We start from the raw sequence: 21,847 nt of genomic DNA on the forward strand, positions 1-21,847 counted from the left end.
TTCACCTCTCCCGCAAGGGGAGAGGGAGCGCACTTTCATAGCGGCTCCAGTTCGACCTGATTTCACCCCAATCGCTTGATCGACGTGATCTCGCTGCCGGCGGCCTTGATGCGCGCCAACGCCTCGCGCGTGTTCTCGATTGCGGTCGCCATGTGGTGCGCGTTGGCATGAACGATCGTGTTGGCGTCGCGCACGATCGCGACATGGCCCTTCCAGAAAATCAGGTCACCGCGCTTGAGTCGTTTCGCTTCGGCTTGCTCCAGGGCCGCTCCGAGCCCGAGTTCTTGCAGGTCGCTGTCGCGCGGGCAGCCGATGCCCGCGGCATTCAGCGCGATTTGCACAAGACCGGAGCAATCGATGCCGAAGCTGGTCTTGCCACCCCAGAGATAGGGCGTGCCGACGAATTGTTCGGCCACGCTCACGAAATCGCCGACATGGCTGCCGATCGCGCCGAGATGGCTCCGCGGCAGATACCAGCCCTCGCGAGTCACCGCGAACGAAGCCTCTTCGCGCAACACCGTGACCAACGAACCCATCGCCAGCGTATCCGTCGGCGGCAGTTTGATCGAGGCGCCGGGAAAGGCGAAGGTCCGTAAGGCGGTGACCTTGTGGGTCGCCCGGCTTTCGGGCTTTGCCAGAGCGCGATCCGGAAGCCAGCCGACATAGCCGTCACCGGAGAGTTGACCCCAGGCCCAGCCTTCGCCGTTGCGATCATAGACCATGGCGCGCTCGCCCTTGAGCGCCTGCGTCGCCAGTTCGGCGTCGGCAGAAGGCGCCGAGCGCAGCGGCGCGATCGCGTCCACAATCTCGAATTCCTCGCCGGCGACGAACCGTTTCGCCTTGACCTTGCCTTCGAGATATTGCGCGGCAACCTCAGGCCGTGCCGGCGTCAGGCGCGGATCATCCATAGCGTTCGCTCAAGAGCTTGTAGATCGCCCGCGCGGCCTGGCATTCGCCGCCCTCGGGGCGCGCCGGTTTTGCTGACGGCGTCCAGGCGAAGATATCGATATGCAGCCAGCTTTCCGCAAGTTTCACGAAGCGCTTCAGGAACAGCGCGCAGGTAATCGAGCCCGCGAAAGTGCCCGGTGCCGAATTGTTGACATCGGCGACTTTCGAATCGAGCCAGCTGTCGTAAGGTGCCCAGAGTGGCAGCCGCCACAAGGGGTCGTTCTCGGCCTTGGCGCAAGCCGACAGCTTTTGCGCCAGCTCCTCGTCGTCGGTGTAAAATGGCGGCAGATCGGGGCCGAGAGCCACCCGCGCCGCGCCCGTCAGGGTGCCAAGGTCGATCAACAGGTCGGGCTTCTCCTCGTCGGCAAGCGTCAGTGCGTCGGCCAGCACCAGCCGGCCCTCGGCGTCCGTATTGCCGATTTCCACGTTAAGACCCTTGCGCGAGGTGAAGATGTCGAGCGGACGGAAAGCGTTGCCGGCAACCGCGTTCTCGACCGCCGGAATCAGGACCCGCAGCCGCAATTTGAGCTTCGCATCCATCACCATCTGTGCCAGCGCGAGCACGTTGGCGGCCCCACCCATGTCCTTCTTCATGATCAGCATGCTGCTCGAAGGCTTCAGGTCGAGCCCGCCAGTATCGAAACAAACCCCCTTGCCGACCAGCGTCACCTTGGGATGAGCGGGGTCGCCCCAGGTGAAATCGATCAGGCGGGGCTTGCGCGGCGAGGCCATGCCGACCGCATGAATAAGCGGAAAATTCCTTTCCATAAGCTCGGCGCCGACCACGCAATTGAAATCGGCACCATAGCGTTGCGCGAGTTCCTGCGCTGCCAGCGCCAGTTCTTCCGGGCCCATGTCATTGGATGGCGTATTGATGAGATCGCGGGCGAGCGCGGTCGCTTCGGCGATCCTCGTGATTTCAGCGACGTCAACGCCATCCGGCGGCACCAGCCTGACCTCCAGCGCATCGGCTTTGCGGTAACGGGAAAACCGATAGCTGCCGAGCGCAAACGCAAGTGCCGCAAGTCGCGCATCCCGTGTTTCGGCATTGGCGAAGCGGTAGATGCCAGGAGGAAGCAGGCCCGGCAATTGACCGGGGCGGAACGGGTCGCGAAACTTGCCGTTCTCGCCGTCGAGGCCGAACAACACTTGCACGATCTCGCCATTGCCGCTTGGCAAGGTGAGGTGCGCGCCGGGCTTGGCCGAAAAGGCGTTGGCCCTTGCAAATTGCCGGGCCTGGGCGGGAAGTTCAGCCGAAATCGCATCCCAGCTCGACTTGGTCACGAAGGTGATGGGAATGGCGCGCGCCGCGGGCGAAGTCTCGAAAACGGAATGCATATTTGTCCCGGTGTTCAAGTGAACCAGAGGCTTGAGGCTTGGTCCAGGAGAGAGGCGACCGCGCAAGCCTTCTGAACTCTTACAATGGCATATCGCGCCAAACCAGTGGATTGGATTTGGCATTCGCCACGCAGCCAGCCGCAAAGCTCGTGGAGCGCGGATGGCCAATCCAAACCGCACCTGATCCTATGTTTTCTGGTGGTCGTGAGATTGCAACCTTCGCGAAGGTTCTAGCCGCAACTGGAGATGAATGTCAGAACCCTGGCACTGGAGCAAACGGTGCCCTCTACACGTTGTCGCGTCGCGATGGTAGCCTGCAGGCCTCAGGACGAGGATTGCGATGGATTTCCTGTTGAGTGCCATTGATGCCGTCGGGCGCGCTATCGAAGTGGTGTTGCTCTATGTCGAGAACCACCACTGGGTCTTCGCGTTTGCGGCCGGCGGTTACGTCTTTTACCTTCACGACAAGGCGGTGCACGCCAGATTTGATGCGCTGGAAAAGAGGATCGACGAAGTCCGCAAACGTCTTGCCGTCGAGTGGTAAGGCGCAGAGGGGAATTCTGGCTGCGGCCCGGAGAAGCCTGGGCCGTTCTTTGCCCTTGTTGACACGGCCCTGCCGCGGTGCCGCCTGAAAATCTCCAAATCGGAAGCTTTTGCGAGGAAAGACAGCGTTAACCCCGCGTTAGGGTTAACAGACTATTGCTGGGCGCATTCGGCTCGATCAGCCGCCAGATACCATGAGTCAAAGTGCATGCGTCAGCAGTCCAGTCTCGCCCGGCTTCTCGCAACCGCGGCCTTGACGGCGATCTTGGCCGCTGGGCTCGGCGGTTGTCAGACCATGTCCGACATCACGGGATCGCTGTCGTCGAAGCCCGAAGCCAGCTCCGAAGCCAACCCGCACCGCGCGGCGGAGATTTACGGCGAGCGTTATCGGTCCGATCCCAAGAATGCCGAGGCAGCCCTGGCCTATGGTCAGGCGCTGCGCGCCTCAGGGCAGCGCAGCCAGGCGGCAGCCGTGCTCGAGCAGGCGACCATCGCTCACCCCGGCGACAAGCCGCTGCTGGCCGCCTACGGGCGGGCGCTTGCCGACAACGGCAATTTCCAGCAGGCATTCGACGTTCTCAGCCGTGCGCACTCGCCCGACAATCCCGACTGGAGGATCCTTTCGGTTCAGGGCGCTGCGCTCGATCAGCTTGGTCGGCATGAGGACGCGCGCCGGTATTACGCCAGCGCCCTGAAGATCGTGCCGGACGAGCCCTCGGTGCTGTCCAATCTCGGCCTTTCCTACGTTCTCTCCAAGAACCTGCCGAAGGCGGAAGAAGTGCTCCGTCAGGCCTATGCCACCGGCCGGGCAGACGCGCGGGTGCGGCAGAATCTGGCGCTCGCAATCGGCCTGCAGGGGCGCTTCGCCGAAGCCGAGCAGATCGTCCGCGCCGATCTGCCTGCCGAGGAAGCGGCAGCAAATGTGGCCTATCTCAAGCAGATGCTGAACCGCAAGGACGAACCGCGCACCGGCGCCGTGGCCAAGATGCCCATCGCTTCCCTCAACCGTCCGGAGTAACGGCTCGCTTTCTGCGGGCACACCCATCATGCTGGGCGAATGATCGGCGCGGTTTGCCGCGCCGGCCAATCATTGCATGGCGGCGACCCTGATGCCGGTCGGCCCGAGGATAACGACGAACAACACCGGCAGGAAAAACAGGATCATCGGCACCGTCAATTTCGGCGGCAGAGCCGCCGCTTTCTTCTCGGCCTCGTTCATGCGCATATCGCGGTTTTCCTGCGCCATGACACGCAGGCTCTGGCCGAGCGGCGTTCCGTAGCGTTCCGATTGCTGAAGTGCGAGGCAGACCGACTTGACCCCCTCAAGCCCGGTACGCTTGGCGAGGTTCTCGTAGGCGACCTTGCGGTCCTGCAGATATGACAGCTCTGCCGTGGTCAGCGTAAATTCTTCCGAGAGCGCAACCGATTGCGACACGATCTCGATCGAAACCTTGCGGAATGCGGCCTCCACCGACATGCCCGACTCGATGCAGATCAGCAGCAGGTCGAGCGCATCCGGAAAAGCGCGCTTGATCGAGAGCTGACGCTTCGAAATCGCGTTCTTCAGGAAAAGCATCGGCGCCTGCAGACCGAGATAGGCCGCGCCGATGCAGATGCCGATCTTGATCGGAAACGACTGTTGCAGGTGCGAGATCAGGAAAACGTAGAGCACCGTTGCGATGAAGAGCACAATCGGCGTCACCAGGCGGGCGAACAGGAATGTGACGTAGGGAGCCTGTCCGCGGTACCCTGCCATGGTCAGTTTTTCGCGCGCCGCTTCCTGGGCCAGCCACTTTCCGAGATTGAAGTCTTCGACGACTTTGGAAACGATCTGTTTCGGCGTCTGGCGCAGCGAGACCTTTTCCGTCCTGGAGAGCCGCTCGCGTTCCCGCGCCCGAATGCGTTCGCGTTCGCTGGCGACTGCCTTCATGCGCTTCGCCAGGTCCTGGCCCACAAGCAGCGGCATGATCAGCGTATACGCCGTCGCGCTTGCCGCGATCGCGGCGAGCAGCATGGTCATGAAGTGTGCGTCGTGGAGTTTGTCGACCAGAAAGCTAATCATGCTGCACCGTCAGAAATCGAAATTGATCATTTTCTTCATCACCATGATGCCGATCGACATCCAGATCACGCAGCCGACCAGCATCAACTGGCCGGTCGGATGGGTCCATAACAGCGAGATGTAGCCAGGCGTCGTGAGATACACGAGCAGCATGACGATCGGCGGCAACGAGCCGATGATGCCGGCCGACGCCTTGGCTTCCATCGACATGGCTTGAATCTTCTCGGCCATCTTCTTGCGGTCGCGCAGCACCTTGGAGAGGTTGCCCAGCGCCTCGGAGAGGTTGCCGCCGGATTTTTGCTGGATCGCGATCACGATGCCGAAGAAATTCGCCTCTGGAACCGGCATCCGCTCGAACAGACGTCCGCATGCTTCGCCGAGCGGCATGCCAATGGCCTGGGTTTCGATGATCGCCAGGAATTCGCTCTTGAGCGGCTCCGGCGAATCGGCTGCGACCACCTTGATCGATTCAAACAGCGGCAAGCCGGCCTTGATGCCGCGAACGATCACGTCGACGGCGTCCGGCAGCGCGCGCAGGAAGGCCGTTTCCCGCCGTTTCTTCAGAAAACTCAGGGTCCAGCGCGGCAGACCGAATCCGGCGGCGAATGCCAGGCCGATGGCTGCAAGCGGTCCCCCACCGGCCAGCATCGCCAGGGCAAAGGCGATCGCTCCCAAAATGCCGGACACAATCATGAATTTGCGCGGCTCCCAATTCAGGCCGGCCCGGGTGAGGCGAGCGGCCAGCGTGACCTTGCTGCTCTTCTGGTGCCGCGCTTCGAGTTCCTTCAGCGATCCTTCGATCTGTTCGCGACGCGAGCGCGCGTCACGCTGGTTCTGGCGAACCGCAACCGGCTCTGCCTTGGCGACCGAGGCGCGCCGACCCTCGGCCTTCCTCTCCCCGGAAAGCACGGGATAGAGGAAAACCCAGGCCACGCCGCCGATCGCGGCGGCCGCAAGGAAGGCCAGTGCGAGTGTTTGCAAGTTCATGGCGGTTTCCTCACACCTCGCCGCGAATTTCGGCGGCGTCGAGAGCCGCGGCAAGGCGCTTCTCTTCGTTGTAATATCGCGCACGTTCCCAGAAGCGTGGCCGTCCGATGCCTGTGGAGCGATGCCTGCCCTGGATCGTGCCGTTGGCGTCTTCGCCCATCATTTCGTACAGGAAGATGTCCTGGGTGATGATGGTTTCGCCTTCCATGCCCATCACCTCGGTGATGTGCGTGATCCGGCGGGAGCCGTCGCGCAGGCGGGCGGCCTGAATGATGACGTCGATCGAGGCGCAGATCATCTCGCGGATGGTTCGCGAGGGCAGTGAAAATCCGCCCATGGTGATCATCGATTCACAACGCGACAACGCTTCTCGCGGGTTGTTGGCGTGCAGCGTCCCCATCGAGCCGTCGTGACCCGTGTTCATGGCCTGCAGCAGGTCGAACGCCTCGGGTCCGCGGACTTCGCCGACGATGATGCGTTCAGGCCGCATACGAAGGCAGTTGCGGACCAATTCGCGCATCGTGACCTGGCCTTCGCCCTCGATGTTGGGCGGGCGGGTTTCCAGCCGCACCACATGCGGTTGCTGCAGTTGAAGTTCGGCAGCGTCCTCGCAAGTGATGACGCGCTCCTCGTCGTCGATGTAGTTGGTCAGACAATTGAGCAGCGTCGTCTTGCCGGAGCCGGTACCGCCCGAGATCAGCACGTTGCAGCGGCAACGGCCGATGATCTGCAGGATTTCGGCGCCCTGCGCCGTGATAGCGCCGAACTTGACCAGCTGGTCGAGGGTCAGCTTGTCCTTCTTGAACTTGCGGATCGTCAGCGCGGGACCATCGATCGCCAGAGGCGGGACGATGGCGTTGACGCGCGAGCCGTCGGCGAGGCGCGCGTCGCAGATCGGGGACGATTCGTCGACGCGGCGGCCGACCTGGCTGACGATGCGCTGGCAGATATTGAGTAGCTGCTGATTGTCGCGGAAGCGGATGCCGGTGCGCTGAATTCGCCCGCCGACCTCGATATAGACCGTGCCGGCACCGTTGACCATGATGTCGGCGATGTCGTCGCGCGCCAGAAGCGGCTCGAGCGGACCATATCCAAGAACGTCGTTGCAGATGTCGTCGAGCAGCTCTTCCTGCTCGGCGATCGACATGACGATGTTCTTGATCGCAATGATCTCGTTGACGATGTCGCGGATTTCCTCGCGTGCGGATTCGCCGTCGAGCTTGGCAAGCTGGGCCAGGTCGATCGCTTCAATCAAGGCGCCGAAGATCGTCGCCTTGACCTGATAGTAGGAGTCGGAGCGCCGTGTCTCGACGGTGGGCGGTGGCGGCGCCGCCTTGACCGGCGCCAGGCTTGGTGAAGCAACAGCCGGCGGCGAGGGGGCCCGCGGCGCGGTTGGCGCCGCCGTCACCGAAGCCGGCTCCGGCGCGCTCATGGCGGGCCTTGCGATCCGCGAGTCGCCTTCTGTTCCGCTACGCTTACCAAACACGACTGTACTCCAGGCGGGTCAAGTCACTTTGCCCGCAGCTTTTCGATCAGGGGTGACAGGAACGAACTCCGCGGCTTCTTGCTCTCGCCGCGGCCGGTCAGCCGCTGCGCGATCTGCAGAAACATTTCGGTACTGCGATGGGTTGCCGAGATTTCGGCGATCATCTGCCCGTTATTGGCCGCCGCGCCGAACATCTGCGGGTCGAACGGAATCGATGCGATCGGTTCGCTCTCGATGGCCTTGGCGAATTCGCTCGCGTTGATCTCCGGCCGCTTGGGTATTCCGACCTGGTTGAGACAATAGAGCGGCATCCGGTCGTTGGGCCGCGCCGCCTTCAGCAGGTCGAATATGTTCTTGGTGTTGCGCAGGTTGGCGAGGTCCGGCGCGGCGACGATCAGAAGGTCGTCGGCGCCGATCAGCGCGCGCTTGGTCCAGCCCGACCATTGATGCGGGATGTCAAGCACGATGCATGGCATCGTCGTGCGAAGGGTATCGAAGATCGCGTCGAAGGCGTCGGCGCCGAAATCGTAGACGCGATCGAGCGTCGCCGGCGCCGCGAGCAGGTTGAGATGGTCGGTGCATTTCGAGAGCAGGCGGTCGATGAAAGCGGTATCGACGCGGTCGGGCGAGAAAACCGCGTCGGCAATGCCTTGCGGAGGGTCCTGATTGTAGTCCAGGCCGGCGGTGCCGAACGCAAGGTCGAGGTCGGCCACCACGGAATCGAGCGCCAGATCGCGCGCGATCGCCCAGGCCACATTGTGCGCAATGGTGGAAGCGCCGACGCCGCCCTTTGCACCGACGATGGCGATGATGCGGCCGACAGCCTTGGCTTCGGGCGAGGAGAACAGCCCGCAGATCGAGCGCACGATATCCAGCGGATTGATCGGCGCGATCACGTAGTCGCTGACGCCGCGACGCACCAGTTCGCGATAAAGAGCGACGTCGTTGATGCGGCCGACGACGATGACCCGCGTGCCGGAATCGCACACGGCTGCGAGCTGGTCGAGGCCGGCGAGGATATCGTTGCGGCCTTCGGTCTCGATGATGATCACGTTGGGAGTAGGCGCGCTGCGATAGGCTTCAATCGCCGCTGCCATGCCGCCCATTTGGATCTTAAGATGAGCCTTGCCGAGCCGCCGGTCCTCGCCGGCCGACTGCACGGCCGCCGCCGATTCCACGGTCTCGCAGAACGCCTGCACCGATACGCGCGGCGCAGGCGCAATGTGATCGTCCGCGGGCGGCGAAGTGACGTCAGGCTGCTCGAGGTTCTGGCGTGCGTAGCTGGTCATTTGCCTGTGTCGCTGAGTTTGGCCTTTTCGGCTTCGGGATAGACGGTCGAGGTAGAGGTGCCCTTGCGATATTTCTCGAAGCCTTCGGTGCGCCGGACCGTATAGGCGGGCGTCTCGGGCCGCGGCTGCAGCAGGTCGGACGGGTTGTCCACCATTGCCGCCATGTTTCGCTGATAGGCGCAGCCGAAATTGTAGTAGGACCTGTTCTCGATATAGCCCCTGTTGTTGATGGAGGGACCAAGATCCTCCGGCCATAGCCCGCAAGGCCCGGCGGTGGCCGAGATTCTCGGATAGCTCAGCCGCACCGTTGCCAGCTGACGCGGGTTATCCGGATGGTAGTGGTGGACGGTGACGCCGTTGGGCGGCACGCCCGCCGCCGAAAGCATCGCTCGGGCTTCCCGGAACGCGCTCTCCGCCGCCCGCGCGTTGGGCGTGCCGACCGGCACATCGGCCACAATCCCGCCGGTCCCCTCATGGAGCCAGGTCTGCGCCAGTCCCATCACGTCGGCGCGCTGTTCGGCCGACAGACCGCCGCGCGAATGACCGACGAAGATCACGACGGAACGATCCGCCTCCTGGATCGCGATCGGATGCCTCAGGCGATAATCCTCCGGGATGCTCGCCGTCGCTACAACTTCGTCCGTATGCGTGCAGGCGCCGAGCACGATGGTAAGACCGACAAGCGCGCCTGCGATGCGGAACGCGCGCCTGCATTCGACGGGTATGTTGCTCGCCATATTATTTGTCCTCGTCCCGCCTCAATCGGTAATAAAGCCGTAAGCGCCGCGATAATTCCGGGCCGGCTCGACGCGGCCGGGAACGCCATAGATGCGGTTGATAGTGCCGAGCAGCTCCGTCTGCGGGTCCGAGGCCGAGGCAAAGCCGTCATCCGGGCGCGACAGATCCTTCTGCGCGACGGCACGAACGACATAAGGCGTGACCAGAACCATCAGCTCGGTCTGGTTGTTGATGTAGTCGCGGCTGCGGAACAGCGTGCCCAGCACGGGAAGTTGCGAGAGTCCGGGAAGCCCGTTGATCGCCTGCTTGGTCTGGTCCTGGATCAGGCCGGCCATCGCCATCGATCCGCCCGAGGGGATTTCCAGCGTGGTTTCGGCGCGGCGGGTCTTGATGGAGGGAATGGTGGTGCCGCCAGAGCCGCCGTTCAGGGAATTTTCGTTAGATATTTCAGATACTTCTGTCATAACCCGGAGGCTGATCCGACCTTCGGTCAAAACCACCGGCGTGAAGTTCAGCGAGATACCGAATTTCTTGAAACTGACCGTCTGGACACACTGTCCGATCGCGCCCGCGGTCGTCGTCTGGCAGGTCACGCCGGTCGGGATTGGAAATTCGCCGCCTGAGATGAAGGTAGCGGATTCACCCGAGATTGCCGTCAGGTTCGGCTCTGCAAGCGTCCGCACCACGCCGGCACTCTCCATGGCGCGCAGCGTTGCCTGGACGGTCGGCGCTCCGCCAAATGTCGTGCTGAGAGCGTTACCGGGAACGAGTGGCGCGTTGTTGACCGTGAACGGGTTGATGTTGTTGAAGTTCACGACGGTCGTGCCGTAGGTAAGGTTGGCGCTGAGGTCGATGCCCAGTTGCTTGATGATCGATCGCGCGACTTCGGCGACGGTGACCTTCAGCATCACCTGATCGCGGCCTCGGACAATGATGGAGTTGACGACCTTGTCGGCTCCGCCCGCCAGCCGCGCGGCAAGATCGCCGGCCTGCTGGGCGTCGATCGGGTTTGCCGCCGTGCCGGTTAGGATCACCCCATCGCCTAGCCCGTCGATCTGAATGTCGGAATTCGGCAATGTCTGCTTCAGCGCGGCGCGGATGCCATTGAGGTCGCGCTTGACGGCGATGTCATAGGCCGCGATCTGCTGGCCTGCGGAATCGAAGAACACGATGTTGGTCTGGCCGACAGCTGCGCCGATGATGTAGGCGCGCTGCGCCGAGCGCACGACGGCGTTGGCGATCTTCGGATCGGCGACCAGCACGTCCTTGATATCGCGCGGCAAGTCGATCACGATCGATTTGCCGACGCCAAGCGAGAGAAAACGCGCGTTCATCTGTCCGTCGGCGGCGGCCTGTGGGACGGGGCGGTAGTCGGCCGCCACCGCCGGGATCAGGGCCGGGTTGAGCGTCATGGCTGCTGCGGCCGAAAACGACAGGGTGCGGACCAGAAAGGTCCGCATTTTCAGCTGATTTTCCCTGCTCCTCATATCGTCAGTCCTCGGTCACTTCTCTATCGTGGTGGGGTTTGCGACGCCGTATCGAACCACATTGATGCTGCCGAGCCGGCGGGACCGGTCGTCGAGCCCTATCTCGGCCTGGTTGGCGTCGGCGATGCTGCGCAACGCCAGCGACAACACCCCGGCCTGGCGCGCACCGGCGAGAATCGTCACCTGCTCGGGCTTGAGCTCGAGCGTCACCGTCTTGCCGACGACGGCGTTCTGGCCTTCTTTTTCCTTGGGCGCCTGATCAATCGCCAGCACGCGGATATTGGTCAGGACGATCTCCGGCAACACGACGTCGCCCGCGGCCTTGGGATCGGGATTCTTCAGGCGCCGCGTCAGGACGACGTCGACGCGGTCGTTGGGCAGGATGAATCCGCCGGCACCGGTCTCCGGTGAAATCTCGGTGGAGATGGCGCGCATTCCGGTCGGCAGGATGGCAGCCATGAAGCCTGATCCATTGGCCTTGATCAGTTTCGGCTCGCGGATCGGCTCTCCGGCGATAAAAGGCGAGCGCGCAATCGAGCCGGCGATCTGGGTGGTCGCGTCGGGGCGTTCGTTGCGGCGAATGAAGGTGCTGCTCGCCGTTGCCGCGGGCCAGGTCTGCCAGATCATGTCGTCGGCCGAGAGCGTCTGGCCAAGTGCGATGTCGGATTTGGCCACGAGAACATCGGCGGTCTGAAGTTGTACGACCGGTTCTGTCGGTGGCCTGGTATCCGATCCACTCGCGAGGAAGGCAGCGACGCCACCGGCTCCGATAGCGATGGTCAGGACGACAATGCGTGCCCTATTCATACGCTTCACTTTCCACATTACGCTGCGACGCGTCGGTCGCCGTAATTGGAGTTGACCAGCTATTCGTCAAAGCATGGTTAATGAGGCGTATCTAAATCGCCTTAACGGGATTTTACCTCTGCATCGATCAGCGAATGACGAAGTGCGTCAGATCGACAGCCTTGATCCACTCAGTTTCCGGATAGACCGCCAACGCGCCGATCGCGAGCGCGATCCCGTACGGAATACCGCTTTCCTTGGCGTGCAGCTTGAGCAGCCAGGCCTGGCCGGCCAGCATATACGGCAGCGGCCATTGCCGGAACTGGAGCAGCGACAACGTCAGCACGCCACCGAACAGCGAAGCATAGACCAGGTAGTTCAACAGGTGATCGAAACCGAACCAAAGCGCCCCGGCGGCCGCCACCTTGGCGTCTCCGCCGCCGATCCAGCCGAACGCAAAGCAGGCAAAGCTCACCACCAGCACGCAGGCGCCGGCGCCGAGATGGGAGAGAATTTCGGAAATCCCCGTGCCGCTCGCGAGCGCGAGCAGCAAAAAGGCCGCCGCGAGCGCCAGAGACACGCGGTTCGAAATCGTCATCGTGAACAGATCGCTCGCCGCCGCGAACGCCATCAGGGCGGGGAACAGCAGGAGGCGTGCAACGTCGAGGATCATGGAGTCATGCTGCCCGTGCCGATGACCGAAGGGAAGAACGCGGCAATCTAGCTTTCATAGATGAAGAATCGGGAAATGGCCGCTCACCAGACACTCGCAATGCGGCAAACAAGAAAGAGAAGCGCCAGCGTCAAGGCGGTAAAGACCACAAGCGCAGGTGAATCGTTGCCGTCGCGAGCCTGCGAGGGCTTCATCGCGGCAGATGCGGAAGGTGGGATACGCATTTCTCACGCCACAAACTAAGGTGCGAAAAAAAGGCCCCGGATTTTCCGAGGCCTTTGATTCTGGATCATAACGCAGCTTACTTCAGCTGGGTGTTGACCGAGGTGAACTTGTTGTTCAGGTTGGTGCCGAGGCCATTAACGACCGCGATAATCGCGAGCGAGATGCCGGCTGCGATGAGGCCGTATTCGATGGCGGTAGCGCCGGACTCGTCCTTCACAAAACGCGCAATCAGATTCTTCATAGGTGTGACTCCATGTGAACACGTGGCTGGTCGAACTAACTGTGGTCTTGCCGGCGTTCTCAGCACCGTGACCATGTCGTCACCCTAACGGCCGGACGATTGCGGTGGGGTTAATTCGATCGAGTAAACACTGTGACAACTCGCAGTTCTTGAGCAGAGTAAATTTGGCATTAAGGCATTGCATCAAATCAAATCGAGACGCGGTCGCGATGATATCGGCGATCAACGAGACAGACGCAAGGCGGTCGCGATTTTTCGCTTTACGGCTCCTTAAGCGATGCAGCGTAGCCGTAGAGATACAAGATCAGATGAGGTCGCATGTCCAATCTAGCGCTGGAAGTCGTCGAGATGCTTGGCCAGACCATCGCCAAGGTTGTGCCGATTACAATCGTGCTGGCGCTGGTCTTCTCGGTGCTCACCCATTTCTGGGCCTGCAATCCCGGCACGCCGTGGTGGCGCAAGCGCGAACTCGTCACCGACCTCTGCTACTGGTTCTTTGTGCCGCTGTTCGCGCGCGTGCTGCGCATCGGACTGCTGATAGTCGGCGCGGGCGTCGTCTTCAACATTCACGGTGCGGACGAACTGATTGCCTTTTACGAAAACGGTCACGGCCCTCTCTCGCAACTGCCCTTGTGGCTGCAGGGGCTGATGTTCGTGGCCCTGTCGGATTTCATGCTGTACTGGCTGCACCGACTGTTTCACGGCGGCGGATTCTGGAGATATCACGCGATCCATCATTCATCCGAGGATCTGGAATGGATCTCTGCGGCGCGCTTCCACCCGGCCAATCTTTTCCTGGGAACGATCGCGGTCGACGTCATCCTGTTGATGGCCGGCATCTCCCCCAACGTGATGCTCTGGGTCGGGCCGTTCACGACGTTTCACTCGGCCTTTGTCCACGCCAATCTGAACTGGACACTTGGCCCGTTCAGATACGTGCTCGCCACCCCGGTCTTTCACCGCTGGCATCACACGCCGCCGGAGGAGGGCGGCAACACCAATTTCGCCGGGACGTTTCCGATCTGGGACCTCCTGTTTGGCACGTTCCGGATGCCGGAAAACAGGCTGCCTGAAAACTACGGCGCTGGTGATAGGAACATTCCGAACGAAATTGGTGGGCAACTAGCTTACCCTTTTCGGCAATAGGCCCTTGGCCGGCGGGGAATGTCGGGCCCGTTTGCAGTTCATTCACTATTTGAAGTCAGATTTGCCTTGGTCGGGCGCCGGTTCCGCTGCGTATTTGCTTTTGCCGGCTTGTCAACGTCCCGGGGTATCTCATGTCGCTCAAGTCCTTGCGCATTTTATTGCGTTCCTGTTTCCCGATTGCCTCGCTTGCGGCTTCGATGCTGCTGTTGCCGGCAGCCGCCTTCGCCGAGCCCTCCGCTGACACCATTGCGGTCAGTGTCGATCAGGCGAGACTCGTCAAGCTGCCTGCCCGGGTCGCCACCATCGTGGTCGGAAATCCGCTGATTGCGGACGTCTCGCTGCAGGCCGGCGGGGTGATTGTCGTGACTGGAAAAGGCTACGGCGCCACCAATTTCATTGCGATGGACCGCAGTGGCGAGGTCCTGGTCGATCGCCTGATTCAGGTCGAAGGTCCGACCGACCAACTCATTACCGTTTATCGCGGCGTCGATCGCGAATCCTACAGTTGCATGCCGATTTGCCAGCGCCGCGTCACGCTCGGCGACGGCGATACCTTCTTCAAGTCGACCATGGACCAGGCCGGCAATCTCAGCAGTCAGGCGGGCGGCAGCGCCGCAGCGGCGTCCAAGTAGCAGCACCAATCAGTTCTGGCCACCCATCCAACTTCGTGACGGCCCTCGGTTGCTGGAAGCGGTTGCGATCGTCGCATCACGGGACAAGAAAAAAGGCCGCGCCAAAAGCGCGGCCTTTCTTGTCTGACAGTTTGCCGAAAAATTTTCCCCGCGCCTTCTGCGCGGACGGGCTTAGCCGGCGGCGCGTAGATTGTCGGCCGAAGATTTGCCGGAACGGCGATCCGCCACGATTTCGTAGCTGATCTTCTGGCCTTCACGCAGTGTTCCAAGTCCAGCGCGTTCAACGGCACTGATATGCACGAATACGTCATTACCGCCATCATCGGGCTGGATGAAGCCGTAACCCTTGGTAGCGTTAAACCACTTCACGGTTCCCATGCTCACGGGATAGTCCCTTCTCAAGATAGAAATAGTAAAGCCCACACTCGCAGGCTGGTGAGATCGAATTTTTGGAAGGGTCGTCAGCGTCTAAACCGGCTGTACCGGTGGATAGCTAATGTCGTCCGGCCGAAAATCGATTGGTTCATATTATTCCAAAGTAGGGCTTCGAACAATCCTGAGGCGCGATTTTTTGAACGCGTCATCGGATCGTCGCCACGATTTTGTCACGAATGTCGGTTCGTGCCGCACAGCTTGAACAAGCCGCGGCGAGCAATCCTCACCTGCGGCGGAACTGGCCGCGCTGTGCAGCGCCACGCGGAGCGCCTCCGGTACCGCCGCCACCACCGCTCGGACGCTCGTCCTTGTGACGGAAGATGAGGCGGCCCTTTTCCAGATCGTAAGGGGACATCTCGATCGTCACCCGGTCACCCGCCAGCGTCTTGATGCGGTTTTTCTTCATCTTGCCGGCGGTATAGGCGACGATCTCGTGTCCCGCGTCCAGCTGGACGCGGTAGCGGGCATCGGGGAGGATTTCAGTGACCAGTCCTTCGAACTGGATCAGCTCTTCTTTAGCCATGTTTATCTCCAGGTCGACCGACGGCTAGTGGGGACCATTAGCGTGGCCGTTGGGTGCGGTTGGGTTGGGTTTTGGGGCGGCTCTCCCGGTGCAAAAAAGAAACGCCCTGCAATCCTCCGGCCTTGCCGCCTTGCGACGGACGAAACGGCTCGTGCCGGTTGACCTCGTTCCGGTTGGTTATTGGAGCACCATTATTACCACCAGGACGGCGGCGGCGAGGGCCTTTCGTCGCTGGCGAGACATCATTTGCGCGCCCCGCATGCGCACGCGAGGCAGGCCGCCCGGTGCGATGTTGTGCCACCGCCCCGGCGGCCTCGCGATGACCGGGCGAACGCCGATCTTCCCGCGGCAGGGCGATGCGGATCAGTTTTTCGATGTCCCGGAGATAAGCGAGTTCCTCACCTCCGGCGACCAGCGAGATCGCAACGCCATCGGCGCCGGCGCGCGCGGTGCGGCCGATGCGATGGACATAGGTCTCGGGGACGTTGGGAAGATCGAAATTAACCACATGGCTGATGCCATCGACGTCGATGCCGCGGGCCGCGATGTCGGTAGCGACCAGCGTTCGGATCTGGCCCGAACGGAACGCCGACAGCACCCGCTCGCGATGGTTCTGCGACTTGTTGCCGTGGATGGCTTCGGCGGCGATGCCGGCCCGCGCGAGGCCCTTCACCACCTTGTCGGCGCCATGCTTGGTCCGGGTAAACACCAGCGCGCGATCGACGGGCTCCTGCGTCAGGAGCTGCGCCAGCCAGGCGGGCTTCGCCGAATGATCGACCTGAATGATCCGCTGGACGATGCGCTCGACCGTCGAGGCGACCGGCGTCACGGCGACCCGCGCCGGGTCGCGCAGCATCGCGTCCGCGAGCTCTGCGATGTCCCTGGGCATGGTGGCCGAGAAGAACAGCGTCTGACGCCGTATCGGTAGCTTGGCGACGATCTTCCGGATGTCGTTGATGAAGCCCATGTCGAGCATACGGTCGGCCTCGTCGAGCACGAGGTACTCGACCTGCCCGAGTTTGAGCGCGTTGCTTTGCACGAGGTCGAGCAGGCGGCCGGGGGTCGCCACCATGACCTCGATGCCTGGCATGATGGAGCGGACCTGACGTCCCATCGGGACGCCGCCGATCGCGAGCGCCGAGGTGAGGCGAACATGACGGCCATAGGCATTGAAACTGTCGAGTATCTGCCCCGACAGTTCGCGGGTCGGGCTGAGCACGAGTACGCGGCAGCTCTTTGGCTGCGGCTTGATCCGGTTTTGCAGCAGACGGTGGAGGATCGGCAACGCGAAAGCGGCGGTTTTGCCGGTTCCGGTCTGGGCGATGCCGACTACGTCGCGGCCGGCAAGTGCAAGGGGAATGGTTTGGGCCTGGATGGGCGTGGGAGTCAGGTAGTTCTCTTCCTTGAGCGCACGCGAGATGGGATCGGCAAGTCCGAAGTCCTGAAAGGAGGTCAAAAGCTGGTACTTTCCATAAAAGGGGGCAGGCGCCCGACATGGTCCGTCGGGAGCGCGCGGTGGTGTCTCAAGACACCCGCGTGTTTGGGGCGTCGGTTCTGTAAGCTGAAGGGGCAAGCCAGAAGCCCTGGAGGGCTTTAGAACACGCGGCTCGTGGTGACCCGGTGATTCGAAGGTCACACAGTCATATGGATCGAGAACGCGGCACTTTCAAGGTGAATGACGGACCGCGTGCCGGAAGGGAAATCAAAGGCTTAATTCCCGATGGTCCTCCAGAGGCGGCTGTGCCAAAATTTTGGGCCGCCGAGTCGGCCGGATGTTACATCTGCTTATTTATTGATCATTTCGCAAACGAAGCATTCATTTTTTCCGCCGAAATCTTAGGCACTGACCTCGGCCAAGCGGGTTGGCGAGGCTGGATTTGCCAACGAAGCCATTCGCTTACTCCATACCCACACCGTGGCACGGTTCTTGCGATTCCTTGACGCGCAAGGCGGCCATGGGGCCGTTTCGCAGCGTTTCACGCCTGCGTCAGGGAGACGACACAATCATGCTTACACAGCTTACTCACGACACCGCGGCGCTGAGCCGCCGTCGCTGGCTCGGGGCGACCGCTGGCCTGGTTCTCGGCCTGGCCGCGTTCTCGCCCGCCAAGGCGGCCGACGACACCATCAAGGTCGGCGTGCTGCATTCGCTTTCCGGCACCATGGCCATCAGCGAAACCACACTGAAAGACACGGTCCTCTTCCTGATAGACGAGCAGAACAAGAAGGGCGGAGTGCTCGGCAAGAAGCTCGAGGCCGTCGTCGTCGATCCGGCCTCGAACTGGCCGCTGTTTGCGGAAAAGGCGCGCGAACTGATCACCAAGGACAAGGTCGCTGTGGTGTTCGGCTGCTGGACCTCGGTCTCGCGCAAATCCGTGCTGCCGGTGTTCAAGGAGCTGAACAACATCCTGTTCTATCCGGTGCAGTACGAGGGTGAAGAGAGCGAGCGCAACGTCTTCTACACCGGCGCTGCGCCCAACCAGCAGGCGATCCCCGCCGTCGACTACCTGATGAAGGACGAAAAGGTGAAGCGCTGGGTGCTGGCCGGCACCGATTACGTCTATCCGCGCACCACCAACAAGATCCTTGAAGCCTATCTGAAGTCGAAGGGCGTCAAGGACGAAGACATCATGATCAACTACACGCCATTCGGTCACAGCGACTGGCAGACCATCGTGGCCGACATCAAGAAGTTCGGCTCGGCCGGCAAGAAGACGGCAGTGGTCTCCACCATCAACGGTGATGCCAACGTTCCCTTCTACAAGGAGCTCGGCAACCAGGGCATCAAGGCGACCGACATTCCGGTCGTCGCGTTCTCGGTCGGTGAAGAAGAACTCGCCGGCATCGATACCAAGCCGCTGGTCGGCCATCTCGCCGCCTGGAACTACTTCGAGTCGATCAAGACCCCGGCGAACGAGAAGTTCATCAAGGATTGGCAGGCCTATACCAAGAATCCGAAACGCGTGACCAACGACCCGATGGAAGCGCACGTCATCGGCTTCGCCATGTGGGTAAAGGCGGTCGAGAAGGTGAAATCAACCGATCCGGACAAGGTCATCGACGCGCTGCCGGGAATCGAAGCGCCGAACCTGACAGGCGGCGTTTCCAAGATGCTGCCGAACCATCACATCACCAAGCCCGTGTTCATCGGCGAAATCAAAGGCAACGGCCAATTCGACGTGGTGTGGAAGACCCCGGGCCTGGTGGCTGGCGATGCATGGTCGAAGGAACTCGAGGGCTCCAAGGACCTGATCGGTGACTGGGTCGGCAAGAAGTGCGGCAACTACAACACCAAGACCAACAAGTGCGGCGGTCAGGGATCCTGATCCCCGGGTCAGGTTTCCGAGTCCCCGTGGGATGATCGCAAACCGCGGCCCGGTATCCCCAAGATGCCGGTGTCCCGCGGCCCGCGCGAGGCGTCTGCCAAGGGCTTTTGCCGGGAGATCATGCTAGCCTTCGTCGACTAGCCCACGAGACCTGGAAGGCGGCGATGTCGCCGCCTTCCTCTACTTCTGCCGGGGTATCCAGTGGTCGCCAATGTCTTTGACCGCCTTCGCGCGCTTGCACTCTGCCTGTTTTTGATCGCCGCCTTCGCCCTGCCAGCGTTTGCTGGTCCCTTCGAGGATGCGGTCGCCAAATTCGCCAATGACGAGTTTTCCGACACCGAGGAGGCGATCGGTGCGGTTGCGAGTTCCGGCAATCCGCTCGCCTTTCCCATTATCAGCGCGCTTCAGGATGGCCGGCTGTCGGCCGATCCCGACACCAAGAAGGTCTATATCACCCAGGAAGACGGCAAGGTCATCGACGCCGCAACCGGGGCTGTGGTGGACAAGCTGCCGGAGAATGCCGGCGCGGTACGCCTCAACAATCGCCTGCGCCGCAGTGTCGAGGCCGCACTTGGCGGCCTCACCCTTCTGTCACCCGATCCCAATAAGCGCATCGCGGCCGCGCAGTCGGTGTTCAGGTCGCATGACGAAAACCTGCTGCCGGTGATCGATGGCGCATTGGCCAAGGAAACCAACAAGGCGGCAAAGGCGGCCTTCATCGAGGCCCGCGCTGCGGTCCTGCTCTACAAATCCGACGCCACCGATGTCGAGAAGCTTGATGCCATTGCCGTCATCAAGGCGCGGGGTGATCAGGAAGCGCTGGCGCTCTTGACCGGCCTTGGCGCTGACCAGCCGCCCATCATCGCCAAAGCGGTGAGCGGCGCGATTTCCGCGATCCAGAGCACGCTTGCGGTGTGGTCGGCGGTGCAGAACGCCTGGTACGGCCTCTCGCTCGGTTCGGTTCTCCTGCTTGCCGCGATCGGCCTTGCCATCACCTTCGGCGTCATGGGCGTCATCAACATGGCCCACGGCGAGATGGTGATGATCGGTGCCTATACCACCTTCGTGGTGCAGGAAGTCATCCGCACCCGCAATCCGGACCTGTTCGACTATTCGCTTCTCATCGCCGTGCCGCTCGCGTTCCTCGTCGCCGGCGGCATCGGCGTCCTGATCGAGCGAACCATCATCCGCTTTCTCTATGGTCGCCCGCTGGAAACGCTGCTGGCCACCTGGGGCCTTTCGCTGGTGCTGCAGCAGGCGGTGCGTACCGTGTTCGGACCCACCAACCGCGAAGTCGGCAATCCGAGCTGGATGAGCGGCGCCTTCGAACTCGGACAGATCACGATCACCTATAACAGACTCTGGATCCTGTGTTTCACGCTTGCGGTGTTCGTCGTGCTGCTCGCGATGCTGCGATTCACGGCGCTTGGGCTCGAAATGCGCGCGGTGACGCAGAACCGCCGCATGGCGGCGTCGATGGGGATCGCGACATCGCGGGTCGATGCCTTGACCTTCGGGCTCGGCTCGGCAATCGCGGGCATTGCCGGGGTGGCGCTGTCGCAGATCGACAATGTCAGTCCCAACCTCGGCCAGAGCTACATCATCGACTCCTTCATGGTGGTGGTGTTCGGCGGCGTCGGCAATCTATGGGGCACGCTGGTCGGCGCCTTCACGCTTGGCATCGCCAATAAATTCCTGGAGCCCGTCGCCGGTGCCGTGCTCGGCAAGATCGCGATCCTGGTGCTGATCATCCTGTTCATTCAGAAGCGGCCGCGCGGCCTGTTCGCGCTCAAGGGACGGGCGGTCGAAGCATGATGTCGCGCGTGCTCACGCGTTCGCTGGATCGCAGCGCGACCATATTCTTGATCGTGGTCGCCGCGTGCGGCGTGCTGATTCCGTTGTCGAACCTGCTGTTGCCGTCCGGCTCGATGCTGCAGGTGCCGACCTATCTGGTCGCGCTGTTCGGAAAATATGCCTGCTATGCCATCCTGGCGCTCGCGATCGACCTGATCTGGGGTTATTGCGGCATCCTCTCGCTTGGCCATGGCGCCTTCTTTGCGCTCGGCGGCTATGCCATGGGCATGTACCTGATGCGCCAGATCGGCAGCCGCGGCGTCTACGGCAATCCGATCCTGCCCGACTTCATGGTGTTCCTGAACTATCCGAGACTGCCCTGGTACTGGCACGGCTTTGATATGTTCTGGTTCGCTGCCCTGATGGTCATTGTCGTGCCGGGCCTGCTTGCCTTCTGCTTCGGCTGGCTGGCCTTCCGCTCCCGCGTCACCGGCGTCTATCTCTCCATCATCACCCAGGCGATGACCTATGCCCTGATGCTGGGGTTTTTCCGCAACGATTTCGGTTTCGGCGGCAACAACGGCCTGACCGATTTCAAGGATATTCTCGGATTCAACGTGCAGACCGACGGGACGCGAGCCGTTTTGTTCGCATCCAGTTGCCTGGCGCTGGCCCTCACTTTCGTGATCTGTCGGGCGGTGGTGACCTCGAAACTCGGCAAGGTCTTGATCGCGATCCGCGATGCCGAATCCCGCACGCGCTTTCTCGGTTACCGCGTCGAATCCTACAAGCTGTTCGTGTTCACCTTGTCGGCCTGCATGGCCGGCGTTGCCGGCGCGCTGTACGTGCCTCAGGTCGGCATCATCAATCCCGGCGAATTTTCGCCGGGAAATTCCATCGAGGCGGTGATCTGGGTCGCGGTCGGCGGCCGCGGCACGCTGGTCGGGGCGGCGCTCGGCGCGATCGTCGTCAACTACGCCAAAACCTATTTCACCTCGGGTCCGCTCGCGCCCTATTGGCTGTTCATGCTGGGCGCGCTCTTCATCCTGGTGACGCTGCTGTTGCCCAGGGGCATCGTCGGCACCTTCAACTGGCGGTGGGAGCCGTGGAAGGCCAAGCGGCTGTCGCCAGGCGCCGAGAGCGCCGCGCGCGAAGACGGCGTCAGCGAACCAGATATGGCGGGGTAAA

At 62.0% G+C, this 21,847-nt stretch carries 22 protein-coding genes; 7 read left to right on the forward strand and 15 right to left on the reverse strand.

From position 1 onward, the window contains the following. Nucleotides 1–62: 62 nt before the first annotated feature. Together VNX23_RS05230 and VNX23_RS05235 are read right to left on the reverse strand one after the other, a co-directional pair. Nucleotides 63–908: a C40 family peptidase gene (locus VNX23_RS05230; RefSeq protein ID WP_325628122.1), complete on the reverse strand. Its 846-nt coding sequence runs from the start codon at nt 906–908 to the stop codon at nt 63–65. Further along, the gene (locus VNX23_RS05235) at nt 901–2,286 is read right to left on the reverse strand and encodes a leucyl aminopeptidase family protein (RefSeq protein WP_325628123.1); all 1,386 of its coding nucleotides are present in this window, start codon (nt 2,284–2,286) and stop codon (nt 901–903) included. Before VNX23_RS05235 ends, VNX23_RS05230 begins: the two co-directional genes overlap by 8 nt. 340 nt (nt 2,287–2,626) lie before the next feature. Between VNX23_RS05235 and VNX23_RS05240 the strand changes: the two genes are divergently transcribed. Together VNX23_RS05240 and VNX23_RS05245 are read left to right on the forward strand one after the other, a co-directional pair. Next, on the forward strand, nt 2,627–2,830 hold the full coding sequence (locus VNX23_RS05240) for a hypothetical protein (RefSeq protein WP_325628124.1): 204 nt from the start codon (nt 2,627–2,629) through the stop codon (nt 2,828–2,830). Nucleotides 2,831–3,037: 207 nt separating this feature from the next. Further along, complete coding sequence (locus VNX23_RS05245) at nt 3,038–3,847, forward strand: tetratricopeptide repeat protein (RefSeq protein ID WP_325628125.1); 810 nt, start codon at nt 3,038–3,040, stop codon at nt 3,845–3,847. Nucleotides 3,848–3,916: 69 nt separating this feature from the next. On the opposite strand, the gene VNX23_RS05250 is transcribed toward VNX23_RS05245, so the two are convergent. The 10 genes from VNX23_RS05250 to VNX23_RS05295 all read right to left on the reverse strand — a co-directional run bounded on the left by VNX23_RS05250 (nt 3,917) and on the right by VNX23_RS05295 (nt 12,803). Beyond that, on the reverse strand, nt 3,917–4,891 hold the full coding sequence (locus tag VNX23_RS05250; RefSeq protein WP_325628126.1) for a type II secretion system F family protein: 975 nt from the start codon (nt 4,889–4,891) through the stop codon (nt 3,917–3,919). Nucleotides 4,892–4,900: 9 nt separating this feature from the next. Beyond that, nucleotides 4,901–5,878 (reverse strand): type II secretion system F family protein, encoded by a 978-nt coding sequence (locus VNX23_RS05255; RefSeq protein ID WP_325628127.1) that lies wholly within the window; start codon nt 5,876–5,878, stop codon nt 4,901–4,903. 10 nt (nt 5,879–5,888) lie between these two features. Continuing rightward, nucleotides 5,889–7,364 (reverse strand): CpaF family protein, encoded by a 1,476-nt coding sequence (locus VNX23_RS05260; protein ID WP_325628128.1) that lies wholly within the window; start codon nt 7,362–7,364, stop codon nt 5,889–5,891. Between the two features lie 23 nt (nt 7,365–7,387). Next, a complete protein-coding gene (locus tag VNX23_RS05265) occupies nt 7,388–8,653 on the reverse strand; it encodes an AAA family ATPase (RefSeq protein WP_325628129.1) in 1,266 nt (421 codons plus the stop codon). Next, nucleotides 8,650–9,390 carry a CpaD family pilus assembly protein gene (locus VNX23_RS05270; RefSeq protein WP_325628130.1) on the reverse strand — a complete coding sequence of 247 codons (741 nt, stop codon included), beginning with the start codon at nt 9,388–9,390 and terminating at the stop codon, nt 8,650–8,652. The genes VNX23_RS05265 and VNX23_RS05270 overlap by 4 nt, the downstream gene beginning before the upstream one ends. A 21-nt stretch (nt 9,391–9,411) precedes the next feature. Beyond that, the gene (locus VNX23_RS05275; protein WP_325628131.1) at nt 9,412–10,878 is read right to left on the reverse strand and encodes a type II and III secretion system protein family protein; all 1,467 of its coding nucleotides are present in this window, start codon (nt 10,876–10,878) and stop codon (nt 9,412–9,414) included. Between the two features lie 15 nt (nt 10,879–10,893). Continuing rightward, on the reverse strand, nt 10,894–11,685 hold the full coding sequence (gene cpaB / locus VNX23_RS05280; protein WP_325628132.1) for a Flp pilus assembly protein CpaB: 792 nt from the start codon (nt 11,683–11,685) through the stop codon (nt 10,894–10,896). Between the two features lie 127 nt (nt 11,686–11,812). After that, entirely contained in the window at nt 11,813–12,337 is a 525-nt protein-coding gene (locus tag VNX23_RS05285; protein WP_325628133.1) for a prepilin peptidase, read from the reverse strand. An 83-nt stretch (nt 12,338–12,420) separates the two neighbouring features. Continuing rightward, nucleotides 12,421–12,561, reverse strand: a complete 141-nt coding sequence (locus VNX23_RS05290; protein ID WP_325628134.1) for a hypothetical protein — start codon at nt 12,559–12,561, stop codon at nt 12,421–12,423. A 77-nt stretch (nt 12,562–12,638) separates the two neighbouring features. Then, nucleotides 12,639–12,803 carry a Flp family type IVb pilin gene (locus VNX23_RS05295; RefSeq protein ID WP_325628135.1) on the reverse strand — a complete coding sequence of 55 codons (165 nt, stop codon included), beginning with the start codon at nt 12,801–12,803 and terminating at the stop codon, nt 12,639–12,641. A gap of 318 nt (nt 12,804–13,121) precedes the next feature. On the opposite strand from VNX23_RS05295, the gene VNX23_RS05300 reads away from it, so the two are divergent. Both VNX23_RS05300 and VNX23_RS05305 read left to right on the forward strand, forming a co-directional pair. Next, nucleotides 13,122–13,949 carry a sterol desaturase family protein gene (locus VNX23_RS05300; protein ID WP_325628136.1) on the forward strand — a complete coding sequence of 276 codons (828 nt, stop codon included), beginning with the start codon at nt 13,122–13,124 and terminating at the stop codon, nt 13,947–13,949. Nucleotides 13,950–14,080: 131 nt separating this feature from the next. After that, entirely contained in the window at nt 14,081–14,581 is a 501-nt protein-coding gene (locus tag VNX23_RS05305; RefSeq protein WP_325628137.1) for a pilus assembly protein N-terminal domain-containing protein, read from the forward strand. A gap of 171 nt (nt 14,582–14,752) precedes the next feature. On the opposite strand, the gene VNX23_RS05310 is transcribed toward VNX23_RS05305, so the two are convergent. From VNX23_RS05310 to VNX23_RS05320, 3 genes are all read right to left on the reverse strand, one after another. Further along, on the reverse strand, nt 14,753–14,965 hold the full coding sequence (locus VNX23_RS05310) for a cold-shock protein (RefSeq protein ID WP_002714433.1): 213 nt from the start codon (nt 14,963–14,965) through the stop codon (nt 14,753–14,755). Between the two features lie 274 nt (nt 14,966–15,239). Next, nucleotides 15,240–15,539: a translation initiation factor IF-1 gene (gene infA, locus VNX23_RS05315; protein WP_325628138.1), complete on the reverse strand. Its 300-nt coding sequence runs from the start codon at nt 15,537–15,539 to the stop codon at nt 15,240–15,242. A 37-nt stretch (nt 15,540–15,576) separates the two neighbouring features. Then, the gene (locus tag VNX23_RS05320; RefSeq protein WP_325628139.1) at nt 15,577–16,995 is read right to left on the reverse strand and encodes a DEAD/DEAH box helicase; all 1,419 of its coding nucleotides are present in this window, start codon (nt 16,993–16,995) and stop codon (nt 15,577–15,579) included. Between the two features lie 550 nt (nt 16,996–17,545). Here VNX23_RS05320 and urtA point away from each other — a divergent pair. The 3 genes from urtA to urtC all read left to right on the forward strand — a co-directional run bounded on the left by urtA (nt 17,546) and on the right by urtC (nt 21,846). Beyond that, on the forward strand, nt 17,546–18,865 hold the full coding sequence (urtA, locus tag VNX23_RS05325; RefSeq protein WP_325628140.1) for an urea ABC transporter substrate-binding protein: 1,320 nt from the start codon (nt 17,546–17,548) through the stop codon (nt 18,863–18,865). A gap of 201 nt (nt 18,866–19,066) precedes the next feature. Beyond that, on the forward strand, nt 19,067–20,680 hold the full coding sequence (gene urtB / locus VNX23_RS05330; RefSeq protein WP_325628141.1) for an urea ABC transporter permease subunit UrtB: 1,614 nt from the start codon (nt 19,067–19,069) through the stop codon (nt 20,678–20,680). Then, entirely contained in the window at nt 20,677–21,846 is a 1,170-nt protein-coding gene (gene urtC / locus VNX23_RS05335; RefSeq protein WP_325628142.1) for an urea ABC transporter permease subunit UrtC, read from the forward strand. Before urtB ends, urtC begins: the two co-directional genes overlap by 4 nt. Nucleotide 21,847: the final 1 nt, after the last annotated feature.

This window comes from Bradyrhizobium sp. (assembly GCF_035570375.1).
In the GTDB taxonomy this organism is placed as follows: Bacteria; Pseudomonadota; Alphaproteobacteria; order Rhizobiales; family Xanthobacteraceae; genus Bradyrhizobium.